The following is a 17,083-nucleotide window of genomic DNA, read 5'->3' as shown; positions in this document are numbered from 1 at the left end:
GGGGGGGGGGGGGGGGGGGGGGGGGGGGGGGGGGGGGGGGGGGGGGGGGGGGGGGGGGGGGGGGGGGGGGGGGGGGGCCCCCCCCCCCCCCACGCCCAACGGGAGATGGTGCCCCTTGGGGCATCTTCGACGGGCGGGAGTTTCCCGACCTTTTTCAGAAAAGCCCCTCGGATTTCAGGACCGCGCGCATATCTTTTTCTGGGCGCGGGCCGATGTGGCTGATCACCTCGGCTGCGCAGATGTTTCCAATTTTGGCACAAGTCTCCAGATCGCGGCCCGTGGCCAGACCAAAAAGGAACCCGGCTGCGAACTGATCGCCTGCGCCGGTTGCATCCACCGGCACCACCTTTGTGACAGGCACATCAATGCGGGTCTCGCCGGAGATCACCGACACCCCATCGCCCGAGCGGGTGCAGACCACCAGCGGGCAGATCGCTGCGGTCTTGGCCAGGGCCTCTTCCAGATCATCGGTTTCAAACAGCGAACGGATCTCGTCCTCGTTGCCGATCACGAACTCCAGCTCGTTCTCGATCAGCGACAGGAAATCGCCCCGGTGGCGTTCGACGCAGAAGGGATCCGAGATGGCGATACCCGGTTTGCCGCCGCCCTGCCGACAATCGCGGGCAGCCTCCATGAAGGCGGTCTTGCCTTTGTCCTTGTCAAAAAGATAGCCCTCAAGGAACATGATCTGGGTTTGCCCGGCCACCTCGTTCGGCACATCTGCCGAACTGAGTTCAGAGGATATGCCAAGATAGGTGTTCATCGACCGCTCTCCGTCAGGAGAGACGAAGATCATCGAGCGTGATGTAGGCAACTCACCGCCGGGCACAGGCGGGTTCACGAAATCGACGCCATCCTCGTTCATCGCATCGGCATAGAAGCGCCCCAGGGCATCGTCATGTACGCGCCCGATAAAGGCCGCATCCAGCCCCAGCGCACCGGCGCCTGCGATAGTATTGGCGACAGAGCCTCCCGGCGTCTGCACACGGCTTTCCATCGCGCCATACAGCACCTCGCCGCGCTCCCGCTCGATCAACTGCATGATGCCTTTCTCGATCCCCATATCGTCAAGAAAGCTGTCATCGCATTGGCTGATTACATCGACAACGGCGTTGCCGATGCCGACAATCTGGTAGGTTTTCATAGGGTCTTGTCCTCGTATTGGCACAGGTCGCGGATGAGGCAGGTGCCGCACATCGGCTTGCGTGCCTTGCAGTGATAACGGCCGTGCAGGATCAGCCAGTGATGGGCGTGCTGCTGGAAGTCGACCGGGATATTGTCTTCGATGGCGCGCTCCACGGCGTCCACATCCTTTCCGGGACAGATGCCAGATCGGTTGCCGACGCGGAAGATATGCGTATCCACCGCCTGGGCCGGGTAGTGCCACCACATGTTCAGAACCACATTGGCGGTCTTGCGTCCCACGCCCGGAAGGGACTGCAGGGCGGCGCGGGAATTGGGCACCTCGCCGCCGTACTTCTCGACCAGAATGCGGGCCATCTTGATGACGTTCTTGGCCTTGGTGCGGTAGAGGCCGATGGTCTTGATGTGCTCAATCAAGCCATCTTCGCCAAGGTCCAGCATCTTTTGCGGCGCGTCCGCGATCTTGAACAGTTCGCGGGTGGCCTTGTTTACACCTGCATCCGTCGCCTGCGCCGACAGGGCGACGGCGACCACCAGCGTGTAGACGTTCACATGCTCCAGTTCGCCCTTGGGCTCTGGCTCGGCTGCCTGAAAGCGCGAGAAAATCTCGCGCAGGGTATGGTAATCGAGTTGCTTTGCCATGCTGCCCCTTTTGCCGATCAGGCTCCGGGGGCGCAAATGAAAAACGCGCCATTGGTTTCGCAGAGCTTAGGGACTGTTGCCGATGAGACGTTTGCAGATGGGCATAAAGCGCAAATTCCGGGTCGTTTGCGGCCGGATGCTTGATTATTCTTGGGCCAAATAAACTGCAGGAGTGCGCGCCATGACCTTTGAGCCGGTCGATCAAAGCTATCATTACGGAGTTATCCGGCGCGCGATCGAGGTGATCGACGATGGTAGCGAGGATCTGAGCCTTGAGGTGCTGGCGGCACGGATGAGCATGAGTCCTGCGCATTTTCAACGGCTCTTTTCGGCGTGGGTTGGCGTCTCGCCCAAGCGATATCAGCAATACCTGCGCCTGGGTCATGCCAAAACCCTGCTGCAGGAGCGGTTCTCGACTTTTGAGACCGCCCATGCGGTGGGGCTGTCGGGGTCCGGACGCCTACACGATTTGTTCCTGCGCTGGGAGGCGATGAGTCCCGGCGAATACGCACGCAAGGGCGCGGGACTTGTGATCCGCTGGGGGTGGTTCGACAGCCCCTTTGGACTGGCGCTGGTTATGGGCACCGAAAAAGGCATCTGCGGGCTGGCCTTTGCTGCCGAAATCGGCGCCGAGCCGACCATGGCCGATATGCGTGCCCGCTGGCCGCAGGCAGAGTTTGTCGAGGATCCGATGGCGCTGCGCCCATTTGCCCACGCGGTTTTTGCGCAAAAGGGGGAAGCAGTGTTGCACATGATCGGGGCGCCCCTTCAGATCAAGGTCTGGGAGGCCCTGCTGCGCATCCCGTCAGGTCATGTCACAACCTATTCCGAACTTGCCAAAGCCATCGGTTCCCCCCGCGCGGTGCGGGCCGTGGGCACGGCCGTGGGCAAGAATCCCGTGAGCTGGCTCATTCCCTGTCATCGGGCCCTGCGTAAATCCGGTGCCTTGGGAGGGTATCATTGGGGCACCGGAGTGAAACGGGCAATGCTGGCGTTTGAAGCAGCGCGCGGGGATGACCTTGATGGGGATGAAAAGGGTGGGCGGCAAACCGCCTAAACCTGCCAGTTCTCACTTGAGCGGCCCTCGTGCAATCGCGATACTGCCTTTAAAACAAGTGCAGCCGAGCCTCAGCTGGGGCGCAAGCTGTCCAGAGCAGTCAGAAGGTTGGCAAAATGACATTCATGAAATTCTCGACCGTGGCCGCGGTCACAGCGGCGCTGGGCCTTGGCGCCTGCACCGATCCCGCAATGCTGAACAGCAATGGCGGCCCCAGCAAAGAACAGCAGGGTCTGATTGCTGGCGGCATTCTCGGGGCCGGTATCGGTGCCCTGTCCAACTCAAGCAACAAAACCGGCGCGGTCCTTGGCGGAGCCGCAGTGGGCGCCATTGCGGGCGGATTGATCGGCAGCCAGCTGGACAAGCAGGAAGCCGAACTGCGCCAGTCGATTTCGAACGATGGTATCTCGATCGTCAATACCGGTGACCGGCTGATTGTCCTTTTGCCGAACGATTTGACCTTTGCCACCGACAGCTCCGCGATTACCCCGTCCGTGCGCTCGGACCTGCTGAAGGTGGCGGATAGCCTTGTGCGCTATCCCAACAGCATGGTGCAGGTGATCGGCCATACCGACAGTGATGGCGATGCGGCCTACAATCAGGGCCTGTCCGAACGGCGCGCCAATGTGGTGGCAGATCAGATCCAGGCGGGCGGTGTGCCCTACAACCGGATCCGCACCATTGGGCGCGGCGAGGAAGAACCGGTGGCCAGCAACCTCACCGAAGAGGGCAAGGCGCGCAACCGCCGTGTGGAGATCGTGATCATTCCGCAGGGCTGACGGTCTTGAACTTTGGGGTCTGAGTGGATGCACATGAGCTGCGCGGCGACAGGGCTTTGCCTCTGCGCAACCGCGACCTAGATTTGCAGCCAGAGTCGCTGCAAACCCAAAGGACCTTTTTATGACCGAGCCTGTTTTACTCACACTGTCTGGATCGCTGCGCAAGGGCGCGACCAATCGCATGCTGTTGAAAGAGGCCGCGCGACTGTTCGGACCTTGCACCCATGTCGAGGCTGATCTGAACCTGCCGTTGTACAATGGCGACGACGAGGATCGCGACGGGGTGCCAGCCGCAGTGCAGGCATTGGCAGATCAGATTGCATCGGCCGATGCGGTCGCGATTTCGACGCCGGAATACAACAAGGGTCCGTCTGGCGCCTTGAAAAATGCCCTTGATTGGGTGAGCCGGGCCGATGGAAAGCCTTGGGCAGACAAGCCGGTCGCGGTGATGTCCGCCGCGGCCGGGCGCGCTGGCGGAGAGCGAGCGCAGATGATCCTCCGCGGTTTCATGGTGCCGTTTCAGCCGCGTATTCTGCAGGGCCCTGAAATGCATCTTGCGGATTCATCGAATGAATTTGATGAGAACGGGCAGCTCCAAAGCGAACTCTATCGCAAGACGCTTGAGACACTGATGCAGAAGCTGCGCTCTGAAATCATCCGCTGATCGCGGAAACACCAATGTGGTGACAACCTGTCTCGGCTTGCGATTTATGTTTGGCAGGATAAGGTCGCGCCATGAGCGATTTTGCCGAAACAGAGCACCTTGAGCGCCAGAGTGATGTGATGGATCCCGCCCGGGCAGCGGCCTTTGAGGTGGCGCTGGGACGGGAGCCGTCGATCGGCTTGTGTAGTCCCTTGCCGCCGTTCTTTCATCAGCTGTACTTCTGGGCACCGCAGCCCCCGGCTGGACTGGGCAGGGATGGCCATCCCCGCGTCGGCGCTGCGGGCGGGCTGATCCCCGATTTGGGCTTGCCGCGTCGCATGTGGGCGGGGGGCAAGCTGCAGTTCGATGCTCCGGTTCGTGCAGGCGTGCGTGCAGAGAAGCGATCAACCCTGGAAAAGGCGGAGCATAAAGAGGGGCGAACCGGCCCGCTCGCTTTTGTCACCCTGCGGCACGAGATCTGGCAGGACGGTCGGCTTTGCCTGACGGAATGGCAGGATCTGGTCTATCGCGAAGACCCCGATCCAAGGGCACCGCAGCCGGTTGCGCCGCAAGCGCGCGTTGACGAGACGGATGCGCGGGAAGAGGCGTTTTCCTCGACCCTGTTGTTTCGCTATTCGGCGCTGACCTTTAACGGACACCGGATCCATTATGATCTGGACTATGCGCGGGATGTGGAGGGCTACGACGGGCTTGTCGTGCATGGCCCCCTGCTGGCACAACACCTGATGCTTCTGGCAGAAGAGGTGATTGGTCCGCTCAAACGTTTTTCCTTTCGGGCGTCGTCACCGCTGATGCACTTTGAGACGGCGACTTTCTGCCGGGCGGGCGATGATCTATGGGTGCGCGGACCGGACGGGCGGCAATGCATGAGTGCAGAGGCCGAGGCAGCCTGAAAGGGGAGGCTCCCGCCTGCCGGGCCATATTCTGCGAATATGACGCGGGCAGTTGGGCCCGGCGCCGCTGCGCGGCGGGAAGGGGGACTGAGAAGCGTTTTGACGGGCAGGTCTGCCCTCAAAAGCGCGATCCCGATTGTGGGGTGTTCCGATCCGCGTCAAGGGCAAGGCGCGCGATGCGCGCAGGCTGCGCCTCCCTTGACCCGGATCGCAACAAGAGGCCCCACTTTTCTCACAGGTTGTCTTCGACGCGAAAGCCCTTCGGGATGCTGTCCTGTTGGTTCATCAGCAGCTCTGCCATGACCTCGGCAACTTTGGGGGCCATGCCGAAACCGATCTTGAAACCGCCATTTGCGATGAAGTGACCGGGCCGGTCCGGCCAGGGACCCAGCATGGGCGCGCGGGATTTGGCACGTGGGCGCACCCCGGCCCAGCGGTCGATGACTGGCGCCTCTTGCAGCAGGGGCAAGGCCGCGCGGGCGCGGATGAGGATGTCGTCCAGCTGGTTGTCGGTGTCGGAACCGTTGTCAAATTCCCGCTCACTCGTGGAGCCAATTGCAACGGTGCCATCCGCATGCGGGATGATATGGAGGCTGTCGGCGTAAAGCTGTGGAACCTCTCCGGCGTCGTAGCGCAATAGTGCGGCCTGACCCTTGACGCCGCCGCCGATGGTCTTGCCGGTGGTCTGGTTCAGTTCCTGCAAACCCGCGTATCCGGTGGCGTGCAAGACCTGTCCCTGATCTGGGCCATCTGACTGAATGGCAACACCTTGGGTCTTCAGGGCCGCCACAAGCGCAGCGCATGCGCGGCGTGGATGGATGCGTGCGCTGAGCGTGTCGTGGATGACAAAGCCGGTGGCGCTGGGCGGTGCCCAATCTCCGAAAGCCTCTGCCGCACAGACTGTCCAGTTGGCCTGCTGTCCCTCGTTGGTGCGCCAGAGATCTGCAGCGGTGCCTTCGCGCTGGCGGGCCAGTTCCAGCGTGCGCGCATCGTTGATCGGTTGCAGCCGTCCTGTGCGCCCGTATCCCGGGGCGACGCCGCCTGCCTGCTCAACCCCGGCCCAGAAGCCTTCGGCCATCAGAAGGCTTTCGAACTGGAACTGCTTCTTTGGGTTCCAGTTCTCTGGCACGTGGGGGGCAAGTGCACCCACGAGCCCGCCGCTCGATCCTGCGCCGGGGCCGAAGGGGTCAATCACCTGCACCTTTGCGCCGCGTCGAGCGCAGGTCCAGGCGATGGAGAGACCAAAGATGCCTGCCCCGCGCACAGTGATATCTGCCATTGCCATTCACCCGCCCTTTCGCCAGTGTCGCGCCAATCCGTGACATCACTTAGGGGAAAACAGCATGGCAGACCAGCAGGCGTGTCTAAGCTGGCGAGACGGCAGCGTTCCCGTGTCGCAGCAGTTCGACGATCCCTATTTCTCGCTTCAGGATGGGCTGGCGGAGACCGAGCATGTATTCCTCGCGGGAAACGACCTGCCTGCGCGGTTCGTGCCGGGGTTCCACATTGCCGAGCTGGGATTTGGCACCGGCCTCAATCTGCTGGCGGCCTGGAAACTCTGGGAGGAAAGCGGTCAGACGGGCGCGCTACAGTTCACCAGTTTCGAGGCGTTCCCGATGGCGCCCGCCGACATGGAAAAGGCGCTCAGGGCGTTTCCCGTGGTCGCCCCATGGGCTGACCGGTTCCTGGAGCAATGGAGCGGAGAAGGCAACTGCACCTTTGACACCCTGCGGTTCGATATGATCAGGGGCGACGCGCGCCTGTCGCTGCCGGAGTGGACAGGGCAGGCCGATGCCTGGTTTCTGGACGGGTTTTCCCCGGCCAAGAACCCGGAACTGTGGGGCGAGGATCTGATGGCCGAGGTGGCGCGGCATACCGCATCTGGCGGCACGGCTGCGACCTATACGGCGGCGGGTTTCGTGCGTCGGGGGCTGGAGGCAGCCGGATTTTCGGTCATGCGGATCCCTGGCTACGGGCGCAAGAGACATATGACAAAGGCAGAGCTGGCATGAGCATCGCAGAGACCCATGAAGCAGGCAACAACACGCGCCTTGGCGTGATGCTGATGATCGGTGCCACGATCGTCTTTGCCCTGCAGGACGGGATCTCGCGCCATCTGGCGGGGGAATACAACGTCTACATGGTGGTGATGATCCGCTACTGGTTCCTGTCGCTTTTCGTGGTGTCCATCGCGCTACGCCAGCCGGGGGGGCTGAAAAAGGTCGCCCGCACCGATCAGATTTGGTTGCAGATTTTTCGTGGTTTCATCTGCGCGGCCGAGATCTGCGTCATGGTGTTGGCCTTCACCCTTCTGGGGCTGGTGGAAAGCCACGCGGTCTTTGTCTCCTACCCCCTGATGATCGCGGCCCTGTCGGGGCCGATCCTGGGCGAGACGGTCGGGATCTGGCGATGGAGCGCGATCCTGGTCGGCTTCCTTGGCGTTCTCATCATTCTGGAGCCCGGTGTCGGTGTATTCCAGCCCGCAGCACTGGTGCCGCTTCTGGCCGCTCTGATGTTCGCCCTATACGGGCTGCTGACGCGCTACGCGGCGCGCAAGGACAATTCGGCAACCAGTTTCTTTTATGTTGGGGTTGTCGGCGTGGTCTTTATGACGCCGATCGGCCTTTGGAACTGGGAACCGATGAGCGCACCGGACTGGGGCTGGATGGGGTTGTTGTGCCTGACAGGAGCGCTGGGGCACTACCTTCTGATCCGCTGTTACGAGGCCGCCGAGGCAAGCGCGGTTCAGCCTTTTGCATATCTGCAACTGCCCTGGGCCGCGATGCTGGGTCTCGTGGTCTTTGCCGAGACGATCCGTTTCAATGTGGCGCTCGGCGCCGGTATCGTTGTGGCGGCGGGGCTTTTCACCCTATGGCGCGAACGCCGCAAGGGTTGAACCCTTCAGCTCCCGCGAGAAGGGGATCGGAAGCGGCGCTTTGCCCAGCCGGGCGCGATAGACCGGCAGGCTTTCGGTCACGCGCATCACGTAGTTGCGGGTCTCGTTGAAGGGGATGTGCTCGATCCAGTCGATGATGTCGGGGGTGCCGTCGCGGGGATCGCCATAGCGCTCAATCCAGGCGATCGGGCGTCTTGGGCCTGCATTGTAGCCGGCCGCCATCATTACCACGTTGCCGCCGAATTCTTCGGCGAGGCGCGCGAGATACTGCGCGCCAAGGACGGCGTTGTAGTCCCATTCCGCCGTCAGGCGGGCGGTCTTGTGATCGTCCAGAATGCCCAGCTCACCGGCTACCAGTTTGGCGGTTGCGGGCATCACCTGCATCAACCCGCGCGCGCCGGCATGGCTGATCACGCCGGGATCGAACTCGCTTTCGCGGCGGGCAATGGCAAGGGTCATTTCGGGCGCCATCGGCAGTTTCTGCTCGGCCACCGGGTGCAGGGGATAGTAAGCGCCTTTCAGCTCGATCCCGTATTGCGCGGCCCGTTTGCCAATCATCACGGCAAGATGCGGCTGGTCCATCTCGACGGCCATCTGGCCCAATTGAAAGGCTTGTTCCTTCGGGAGGCTCTCGGCCAGATGGGTGAGGAACCGCTCGCCCAGGGATAGTTCTCCAGCGCGCAAGAGCTGCAGACTGGCTTCTGTCACCGAGGAGTTCAGGAAGGCGGCGCTGCGCCAGTCCGGCAGGGCGGGCGGAGTGGCCAGCTCTGGGTCGAATGGACGTCCCAGCGCCTCGGCGGCCAGGATCCCGTAAAAGGAGGTCTGATAGGCCGCGCCTTTGGAATAGGCGGCATGGGCCTTTTCCACCTGGCCAAGCGCGGCATAGGCGCGGCCCAGCCAGTAGCCGCCGCGCCCGACCGAGATAGGCGTTTCGACCGAAGCAAGAAAGCGCTCGAAATGCTGAGCGGCCAAGGCGGGGTCGTTCAGCTTGCGCAGGGCAATATAGCCGGCCAGCCATTCGCAGTCGGAATAGCCATAGCCGACTTCCGGGGTTGAGAAGTGATAAGCGGCAAGCTGATAGGCGCGTTCGTTGTTGCCGTCGCGCATGTCCTGACGGGCGAGATCCCGGCGGCGGCGCAGCCAGTCTTCGGGGCGGCCAAGCTTTTCGGCGCTCACGCTGCGCTCTATCAGCATCTGGATGGCATCCTCGCGCCGTCCTTTCTGGTCGCGCCAGTCGAAACGGTCATAGGCGAGGCCGGCATCGTCTTGCAGACTGTCCGGGACAGCAGCAATCCTTGCATCAACGCCCGCGGTGCGCTCCTGCAGGGCAATGCGGGCCTCAGCCAGTCTGCGGGGGCCATCCGGCACCAGGTCGAGCATCCGGCGCGCGCTGACAAGATGGTGATCCCACAAAAGCCGGTCCAGCCGCGCGGTGTGATGCGGTTTGATCAACGCTCCAAAATCCGTCAGGAATGCCGTCTGCGTCTCATCGGTCATGGGCATGGTTTGCCAAGAGCGGATGATCTCGGCTTCCCCGGCGTTGCGCCGCCCGGCCCGGATCAGGGCGCGAGCAAGGCTGAGTGCGCCTTCGGCAGTCTCAGGGCTGTGGTTCGAATAGAAGGAGATGGTGACAGGGTGGGGCGCCTTGGCCAGGTTTTCTTCTTGCTGCTGGCGCAGATAGGACAGGCCGGGCCAGTCCGGGCGACGCGCCAGAAAGGACATTACATCGCGGGAGGTTCCTTCGCCCGCACGCAGGCGGTGCCACTCTATGATATCACGCGCGACCGTACCTTCGGGGCCTGCCGTCTCGCCCGCCGCGTCCCAGTTCCTGTCCCGCACCAGCTCCATCGCATCGGACAGGCGGTCAGCCCATGCAGCGCCTGTGCCAAGGATCGAAAGGATCAGCAGAATGAAGGTCAGAATGCGTGTCATCTCTTGCATTTTCTCGTGAACCGGGGATAGAGGCTGTGACGATAATCCGTGACGGCCCGGTATCAACTGAAAAACCCGGTTCGTCCACCATTCCGGCGGGGCTTTGCCTGCCGACCACTCGCAACTAAGGGAGCGTGCCCATGTTCAAAGGCTCTATGCCAGCCCTCGTCACCCCGTTTCGCAACGGCGAGCTGGATCTGGATACGCTCAAACACCTGGTAGAATGGCATATCGAGCAGGGCTCGACCGGCCTTGTACCGGTTGGCACCACCGGCGAAAGCCCGACGCTGAGCCATGAAGAGCATGAAACCGTAATCGCAGAGGTCGTGAAAGCCGCAGCGGGCCGCGTGCCGGTCATCGCGGGTGCCGGGTCGAACAACACGGTCGAGGCGATTCGCTTTGTCGAGTTCGCAGCGCGCATCGGCGCCGATGCGGCCCTCGTGGTGACCCCCTACTACAACAAGCCGACCCAGCGCGGCATGGTGGCCCATTTCACTGCTCTGCATGACTGCGCCGATATCCCGATCATCATCTACAACATCCCGCCGCGCTCGGTCGTGGACATGCTGCCCGCCACCATGGGGCAGCTGGCCAAGCTGCCGCGCATCGTGGGCGTCAAGGATGCCACCGGCAAACTGGAGCGTGTGAGCCAGCAGCGCGGAACGTGCGGGGCGGATTTCATCCAGCTTTCGGGCGAAGACGCCACGGCGCTGGGCTTCAACGCCCATGGCGGCGTCGGCTGCATCTCGGTTACTGCGAATGTGGCGCCGAAGCTTTGCGCCGAATTCCAGGCAGCGACCCTGGCGGGCGATTACAAGACCGCGCTGGAGTATCAGGACCGCCTGATGCCGCTGCACGAGGCAATCTTTATCGAGCCGGGTCTGGTGGGTGCGAAATACGGCCTGTCGAAACTGGGCCTGTGCAGTGAAGAGGTCCGCTGCCCGCTGACCACGCTGGAAGACAGCACCAAGGCAGCGATCGACGCGGCAATGAAACACGCAGGCCTGCTCTAAATCCCTCGAACAGCCTTTACAAAGATGTACATCAGCCCCCTATTCGGGGGCTGATTTCATTTTGGGCAAGTCGTCGCCGTTTAGGGCGGATATCAGATGTCGTGTCTTGTCCGGATTGCGGATCACATAGATGCGCGAGATCCGCCCCGCTTCGATTTCAAGGGCGGTCGCCTGCAGTATCCCCTCTGGCTCCAGGCTGAGCATTGCGGGAAGACCATTGAGATGGCACTGGCGCGTCGCAGTTGGGGAATGGTCCGGATATTTTCGCGCCAAACCTTCGAGCAATCGCAGGACTTTTGCCGCCCCGAAAATGGGATTTAGCGCGGCCATCGCCTTGCCGCCGCCATCTGAGATAAGCTGGACATCATCCGCCAACATGTGCTTGAGGCTGTCCAGATCACCCGCCTTGGCGGCCCGAAAGAAGGCTTCTGTCAGGGCCTGGCTCTGGCCCGGTGCAACGCGCGTCTTTGGCTTGCCATCCTGCACCTTCTTGCGCGCCCGCGTGGCCAGTTGGCGGCAGGATGCGGCGCTGCGGTCCAGCAGGTCCGAGATCTCGGCGAAAGGCGTGTCAAAAACGTCATGCAACAGGAAGGCCGCCCGTTCGGCCGGGGAAAGCCGCTCCAAGGCCATCAAAAGCGCAACGGAGACATCGTGATCGAGCCCGTCCAATGGCTCATCGGTGAGGATCGGCTCCGGCAGCCACTCTCCCGGGTATTCCTCGCGGCGCACCCGCGCCGATTTCAGCTGATCCAGACACAGGCGCGAGGTTATGCGGACCAGATAGCCAACCGGATCGCGTACCTCGGACTGCTCCACGGATTGCCAGCGCAGGAAGCAGTCCTGCAGGATGTCTTCGGCATCGCTGACGCTGCCAAGCATGCGATACGCGATCGCGAACAGGCGCGACCGCGTTGCAAGGAACATATCTGCTCCATTCGGTGTCAGAGTGGGTGCTCTCACGCGGCGCTGGCCTCCTGCGGGGCAGGATGCGGTGTGCCAAAGGCGATTGCAATCCGGTTCCATGCATTGATTGTCGTGATCGCCAGGGTAACGGCGACCTGCCCGTGAGGTGTGAATTGCTGCGCCAGCGCCTGATAGTCCGCATCCGGAGCACCGGTCGTTTCAATCCGTGTCAGGGCCTCGGCCCAGGCCAATGCGGCGCGCTCGCGCGCGGTGTAGAGCGTGGACTCGCGCCAGGCAGGCAAGAGCTGCATCCGGTCCTCTGTTTCACCGTTCTTGCGGGCATCGTGAGTGTGCATGTGAATGCAGAAGGCGCAGCCGTTGATCTGCGAGACGCGCAGTTTGATCAGCTCGATCAGGCTGTGTTCAAGTCCGCTGTCCTTGAGCGTGGCTTCCATCTCCATCATCGGTTTGAAAAGGTCGGCGGCCACGGCAAATTGATCCAGGCGTTGTGTCATTGTCAGGGTCCTTATTCTGCGGTTACAGGAACAGGACGAGACAGCCGCCAGATGTGTGACAGAGGGAGGTAAGAAATCTGGGGGCCGTTCGAAAAAGGCCCCCAAGTTGTGGTCAGCGTTTGCCGTAATAAAGACCGACCACATGCTCCGCCTCGGCAAAGAACAGCCAGCGCAGGCAGGCAACCCCGGCGAAATGCAACAGCACCGCAACGCCAGCCATCAGGTGTTTCAGCATCAGGCCCGAAAAGGGGATGACCATCAGCGCAATCGGCAGGGCAAAGGCGAGCGCAAAGCCGATCACCCGCAGCTTCAGCGCGTGTTTGCGGCCCACCACATAGACGAATTCGCGCAGCAGGTAGTTGTTGCCCGTATGCGGTGGCTCGAATGCGCGCACGGTGCCGCGATTCCCCAGCCCCGTGGCCGTGCCGATGTCGGTGCCCGACTGCTCCAAAGCCTTGTCCGTCTTGGCCCAATAGGCCATTTGGAGCGCGCCCGCCAATGCCAGCAGCCAGGGCGCAAGGCTTTCCTGCCCCGCCAAAAGCGCACCGCCCGCAACTGCGAAGCTGAGGAAAACCAGGGGCGTCAGCGGGCTGTGCCAGCGCGGGATGGTTTTCAGTTGCGTGTAGATCATCGCTGTTGTGAAGACAGTGCCGATACTCAAGGCCGTGCCGATCAGGCCAAGAACCCGCCAGTCGGCCTCTAGGAAGACCGCTCCGGCGGCATAGATCCCCATGATCAATAGGGCAGCCACGGCAGCGCAACCTTCGCGGCTGAGCCAGCTTGTGCGCCATTGGCTGAAGGCCTTCCAAGCCCGCTCAGGGTGGCCAAGGTGGAAGGTCGATGCCATGAGCCCGCCAACCGCCAGCGCGTAGGCGATGGCGTAGAACACGAAAGCCACCCAGCCGGTGACGGCGGGCATACCAAGCCCGAGAAAGGCCAGAAGGCCAAAACCAAGCCCCGACAGGGTGGTGAAGATGATGACGGAAGGGGCCGGATGCATCAGGTATTTCCTCCGGGCAGTTTATCAAGCGCCTTGTCCAGCCAGCCAAGGAAACCGGCAGGTTCCTCTGCGACAGGTGCCAGAAGCGGGGCCAGAATGTCGATCTGAGCCTCGATCCGGTCCTTGGGGCGGGGCGGCAGGTATTTGTTGACGGGCTTCGTGCCCATTTCGGGCATCAGGTCCATCCCGCCCCGCTCCGCGACCAGTTGGGACACCTCGCTGTCCGGATCGCCAAGATCGCCGAAATGCCGCGCGCCCGCCGGGCAGGTCCGCACGCAGGAGGGCACGCGGTCCTCTTCGGGCAGGTTGTCGTTGTAGATGCGATCGACGCAAAGGGTGCATTTCTTCATCACGCCTTCGGCAAGGTCCAATTCGCGGGCACCATAGGGACAGGACCAGGCGCACAGGCCACAGCCGATACAGTCGGTCTCATTGACCAGAACGATGCCGTCCTCGACCCGCTTGTAGCTGGCACCCGTTGGGCAAACGGTGACGCAGGGCGCATCCTCGCAGTGTAGGCAGGATTTGGGGAAATGCACCAGTTGGGCATGCCCCTGATCGGGCTGGACTTCGTAGGAATGCACCCGGTTCAGGAAAGTGCCGGATGGGTCGGCGCCATAGGGATCCTGATCGGACAGCGGCGCGCCGTAGTTTTCCGTGTTCCAGCCCTTGCAGGAGATCACGCAGGCATGACAGCCGACGCAGGTATCCAGATCAATCACCAGACCCATCTTGCGGGTCGTCTGTGCAGGCAGTTCGGTCATTTGCCCACCTTCCATTTCAGATTCTTTGGCCCCGTGCCCACCGGTGATGTGATCGGCTCAAACGCGGGCTGGCTTTCAGCGGTGCCATCCGGCGGTGCGGCCTTTTCGATCTTCACCTTCAGATCAAACCAGGCGGCCTGCCCGGTGATCGGGTCCGAGTTCGCCCAGCGAAGCCCGTCGCCCTTGGGCGGCAACAGCTCGTGGATCAGGTGGTTGAGCAGGAACCCTTTGGTGGCCTCGGGCGCGTTTTCGTCCAGCGCCCAGGCGCCCTTTCGCTTGCCGATGGCGTTCCAGGTCCAGACGGTGTTTTCGTTGAGCGCGGCCATTTCCATCACCGGCACGGTGATCTCTCCGTGCGGAGAGGAGACGCGCGCCCAGTCACCGTCTGACAGGCCATTTTCGCGCATCAGCTTTGTCGGCACATAGAGCGGATTCTGTCCATGCAGCTGCCTGAGCCATGCGTTCTGGCTGCCCCATGAATGATACATCGCCATGGGCCGCTGAGTGAGCGCGTTGACGGTGAATCCCTCGTTGCCCTGCTGGTCCGTTTCGTACCAGATCGGCAGCGGATCCATGGTGGCCTTGATGCGTTCGCGCAGGTGCTCGGGCGGCTGGCGTTTCCCGTATCCTTCGGCGGCCAGTTGGAAGCGGCGGAGCGGCTCCACATAAAGCTGGAACAGGTAGGGTTCTGGCTTGTCATAAAGGCCCATACCCACAGCCCAGTCCTGATAGGCTTTGTTCCAGGGTTTGTAATAGAGCGCCGCATCGGGGATGTGGCTGACGTGAAAGCCGCCGTTTTCGATGTAACGGTCTAGCTGCTCCGGGTTCACCGCGCCGCGCCCGGACTGGCTGCCATCGCCGCGCCAGCCGGACAAGGGGCCGATGCCAGGTTTGCGCTCGTGATTGACGATATAGTCGGCGTAGTCCTGATACTTGGCGCTCCCGTCCTCAGCCGTGAAGCCGGGTAGCTTCATCCGGTTCGCAAGCTGCACCAAGGCGGTCTGGAACCCGCGCACATCGCGGTCGGGCTCCACCACCGGCCAGCGGATCGCATCGGCGGCGGCATCGGCCTCGCAGATGGGGCGGTCCAGCAGCGATATACAGTCGTGCCGTTCCAGATAGGTGGTGTCGGGCAGGATCAGGTCGGCATAGGCCACCATTTCCGAACTATAGGCATCGGAGTAAATGATACGCGGGATAACGTATTCGCCGGTCTCATCGGTGTCGGTCAGCATGTCGATCACGCCGCGGGTATTCATCGAGGAATTCCACGACATGTTTGCCATATACATGAACAGCGTGTCGATCTTGTAGGGATCGCCTGCATGGGCGTTCGAGATCACCATATGCATCAGCCCATGGGCGCTCATGGGGTTTTCCCAAGTGAAGGCCTTGTCGATGCGGGCGGGGCTGCCGTCTTTGCAGAGGGCCAGATCATCGGGGCCATGCACGAACCCCAGATGCGGGCCATCCAGCGCGCAGTCGGGTTTCACGCCGCAGTGCGGTTTGGGGTGCGCGGTTGCAGGCTTGGGGTAGGGCGGTTTAAAGCGGAAACCGCCCGGAACCTCGACCGTGCCCAGAAGGATCTGCAAGACGTGCAGAGCGCGGCAGGTCTGGAAGCCGTTGGCATGGGCAGACACCCCGCGCATGGAATGGAACGACACGGGGCGGCCAATCATGGTTTTGTGGGTTTCACCCCGGAAATCCGTCCATTCCTGATCCAGCTCAAACGCCTCGTCAAAGGCGACGCGTGCGATCTCGGCGGCAATGGCGCGGATGCGGGCGGCTGGGATCCCACATTGATCGGCCACCACTTCGGGCGCGTAGTCCTCGGACAAATAGCGCTCGGCCATGAGGTGGAACACGGGCCTGTGGGTAACGCCCGCATGGCGGTAGGTGGCATGCAGGTCGGGGCGCACGCCGGGCTGATCGAACGGCGTCAGCTTGCCGGTGTTGCGGTCAATCACCAGTTCCTTGCCCGCCTCATCGCGCATCAACAGGCCTTTCTCTGGCCCTTCGCTGGCATTCACCAGAACCGGCGCGTTGGTGTATCGGCTGAGGTAGTCCAGATCGATTTTACCCGCTTTCAGCAGCACATGCACCAGCGACAGGATGAACAGCCCGTCGGTCCCCGGCGTGATGCCGACCCAGTCGTCCGCCACCGCGTTGTAACCCGTGCGGATCGGGTTGACGCCGATCACCCGCGCGCCGCGCGCCTTGATCCGGCCGATGCCCATCTTGATCGGGTTGCTGTCGTGATCCTCTGCGACGCCAAAGAGCATGAATAGCTTGGTATGATCCCAGTCCGGTTGGCCGAACTCCCAGAAGGCGCCGCCCATGGTGTAGATCCCGGCCGTCGCCATATTGACCGAACAAAAGCCCCCATGCGCCGCATAGTTCGGCGTGCCGAAATTCTGTGCCCAGAAACTGGTAAAGCTTTGCGATTGATCCCGTCCGGTGAAAAAGGCGAGCTTTTCCGGAGCGCTTTTGCGAATGGGCTCCAGCCAGGAGGCCGCCATATCCAGCGCCTCGTCCCAGGTGATTTCCTCGAACTCTCCTGATCCGCGCGCACCGACCCGCCGCAAGGGCGCGCGCAGGCGTGAGGGCGCGTTGTGCTGCATGATGCCAGCGCTGCCCTTGGCACACAGAACGCCCTTGTTCACCGGGTGATCCCGGTTGCCCTCGATATAGGCGACCTGTTTCTTGCCATTGCTGCCGGTCTTCATATGCACATTGATGCCGCAGCGGCAGGCACACATGTAGCAAGTGGTCTGGCGCACCTCCTCGGAAACGGGGGGCGAGGTGTCGATCTGTGGCTGGTTGAAACCCATGGGTCATCCCTGTTCGTCGCGTTCGGTCAGGCTAGGTTGGATCAGTCTGAC

Annotated in this window: 16 protein-coding genes; 7 read left to right on the top strand and 9 right to left on the bottom strand. The window is 62.3% G+C overall.

Going from position 1 to position 17,083, the window contains the following annotated elements:
• Positions 1 to 154: 154 nt before the first annotated feature.
• Both AADA15_RS09785 and nth read right to left on the bottom strand, forming a co-directional pair.
• Positions 155 to 1,144 carry an adenosine kinase gene (locus AADA15_RS09785; RefSeq protein ID WP_341641369.1) on the bottom strand — a complete coding sequence of 330 codons (990 nt, stop codon included), beginning with the start codon at positions 1,142 to 1,144 and terminating at the stop codon, positions 155 to 157.
• Entirely contained in the window at positions 1,141 to 1,785 is a 645-nt protein-coding gene (gene nth, locus AADA15_RS09780; protein WP_341641368.1) for an endonuclease III, read from the bottom strand. Before nth ends, AADA15_RS09785 begins: the two co-directional genes overlap by 4 nt.
• A gap of 181 nt (positions 1,786 to 1,966) precedes the next feature.
• Here nth and AADA15_RS09775 point away from each other — a divergent pair, with 181 nt between their 5' ends.
• The 4 genes from AADA15_RS09775 to AADA15_RS09760 all read left to right on the top strand — a co-directional run bounded on the left by AADA15_RS09775 (position 1,967) and on the right by AADA15_RS09760 (position 5,178).
• A complete protein-coding gene (locus tag AADA15_RS09775; RefSeq protein ID WP_341641367.1) occupies positions 1,967 to 2,842 on the top strand; it encodes a methylated-DNA--[protein]-cysteine S-methyltransferase in 876 nt (291 codons plus the stop codon).
• Between the two features lie 116 nt (positions 2,843 to 2,958).
• Complete coding sequence (locus tag AADA15_RS09770; RefSeq protein WP_341641366.1) at positions 2,959 to 3,621, top strand: YiaD family glycine zipper/OmpA-like lipoprotein; 663 nt, start codon at positions 2,959 to 2,961, stop codon at positions 3,619 to 3,621.
• A 121-nt stretch (positions 3,622 to 3,742) separates the two neighbouring features.
• The gene (locus AADA15_RS09765) at positions 3,743 to 4,285 is read left to right on the top strand and encodes an NADPH-dependent FMN reductase (RefSeq protein ID WP_341641365.1); all 543 of its coding nucleotides are present in this window, start codon (positions 3,743 to 3,745) and stop codon (positions 4,283 to 4,285) included.
• A 71-nt stretch (positions 4,286 to 4,356) separates the two neighbouring features.
• Positions 4,357 to 5,178: an HTD2 family dehydratase gene (locus AADA15_RS09760; protein WP_341641364.1), complete on the top strand. Its 822-nt coding sequence runs from the start codon at positions 4,357 to 4,359 to the stop codon at positions 5,176 to 5,178.
• Positions 5,179 to 5,410: 232 nt separating this feature from the next.
• Here AADA15_RS09760 and AADA15_RS09755 read toward each other — a convergent pair whose 3' ends face one another.
• Positions 5,411 to 6,463, bottom strand: a complete 1,053-nt coding sequence (locus AADA15_RS09755) for an NAD(P)/FAD-dependent oxidoreductase (RefSeq protein WP_341641363.1) — start codon at positions 6,461 to 6,463, stop codon at positions 5,411 to 5,413.
• 58 nt (positions 6,464 to 6,521) lie between these two features.
• Between AADA15_RS09755 and mnmC2 the strand changes: the two genes are divergently transcribed.
• Both mnmC2 and AADA15_RS09745 read left to right on the top strand, forming a co-directional pair.
• Positions 6,522 to 7,190 (top strand): tRNA (5-methylaminomethyl-2-thiouridine)(34)-methyltransferase MnmC2, encoded by a 669-nt coding sequence (mnmC2, locus tag AADA15_RS09750; RefSeq protein ID WP_341641362.1) that lies wholly within the window; start codon positions 6,522 to 6,524, stop codon positions 7,188 to 7,190.
• Positions 7,187 to 8,074, top strand: coding sequence for a DMT family transporter (locus tag AADA15_RS09745; protein ID WP_341641361.1), 888 nt, complete (start codon positions 7,187 to 7,189; stop codon positions 8,072 to 8,074). Before mnmC2 ends, AADA15_RS09745 begins: the two co-directional genes overlap by 4 nt.
• Here the strand turns inward: AADA15_RS09745 and AADA15_RS09740 are convergent.
• Entirely contained in the window at positions 8,048 to 10,006 is a 1,959-nt protein-coding gene (locus AADA15_RS09740; RefSeq protein ID WP_341641360.1) for a lytic transglycosylase domain-containing protein, read from the bottom strand. The two genes, AADA15_RS09745 and AADA15_RS09740, sit on opposite strands and share 27 nt — an antisense overlap.
• 140 nt (positions 10,007 to 10,146) lie before the next feature.
• Here AADA15_RS09740 and dapA point away from each other — a divergent pair, with 140 nt between their 5' ends.
• Positions 10,147 to 11,019 (top strand): 4-hydroxy-tetrahydrodipicolinate synthase, encoded by an 873-nt coding sequence (gene dapA / locus AADA15_RS09735; protein WP_341641359.1) that lies wholly within the window; start codon positions 10,147 to 10,149, stop codon positions 11,017 to 11,019.
• 39 nt (positions 11,020 to 11,058) lie between these two features.
• On the opposite strand, the gene AADA15_RS09730 is transcribed toward dapA, so the two are convergent.
• The 5 genes from AADA15_RS09730 to AADA15_RS09710 form a co-directional block, all read right to left on the bottom strand.
• Entirely contained in the window at positions 11,059 to 11,943 is an 885-nt protein-coding gene (locus tag AADA15_RS09730) for a sigma-70 family RNA polymerase sigma factor (RefSeq protein WP_341641380.1), read from the bottom strand.
• A 32-nt stretch (positions 11,944 to 11,975) separates the two neighbouring features.
• A complete protein-coding gene (locus AADA15_RS09725) occupies positions 11,976 to 12,437 on the bottom strand; it encodes a carboxymuconolactone decarboxylase family protein (RefSeq protein ID WP_341641358.1) in 462 nt (153 codons plus the stop codon).
• Between the two features lie 112 nt (positions 12,438 to 12,549).
• The gene (locus AADA15_RS09720; RefSeq protein ID WP_341641357.1) at positions 12,550 to 13,437 is read right to left on the bottom strand and encodes a dimethyl sulfoxide reductase anchor subunit family protein; all 888 of its coding nucleotides are present in this window, start codon (positions 13,435 to 13,437) and stop codon (positions 12,550 to 12,552) included.
• Entirely contained in the window at positions 13,437 to 14,201 is a 765-nt protein-coding gene (locus AADA15_RS09715) for a 4Fe-4S dicluster domain-containing protein (protein WP_341641356.1), read from the bottom strand. The genes AADA15_RS09720 and AADA15_RS09715 overlap by 1 nt, the downstream gene beginning before the upstream one ends.
• Entirely contained in the window at positions 14,198 to 17,032 is a 2,835-nt protein-coding gene (locus tag AADA15_RS09710) for a molybdopterin oxidoreductase family protein (RefSeq protein WP_341641355.1), read from the bottom strand. The genes AADA15_RS09715 and AADA15_RS09710 overlap by 4 nt, the downstream gene beginning before the upstream one ends.
• Positions 17,033 to 17,083 lie beyond the last annotated feature (51 nt).

Source organism: Phycobacter sedimenti (assembly GCF_038148855.1).
GTDB classification, from domain to species: Bacteria; Pseudomonadota; Alphaproteobacteria; order Rhodobacterales; family Rhodobacteraceae; genus Phycobacter; species Phycobacter sedimenti.
This window is presented reverse-complemented; position numbering and strand designations above follow the sequence as displayed.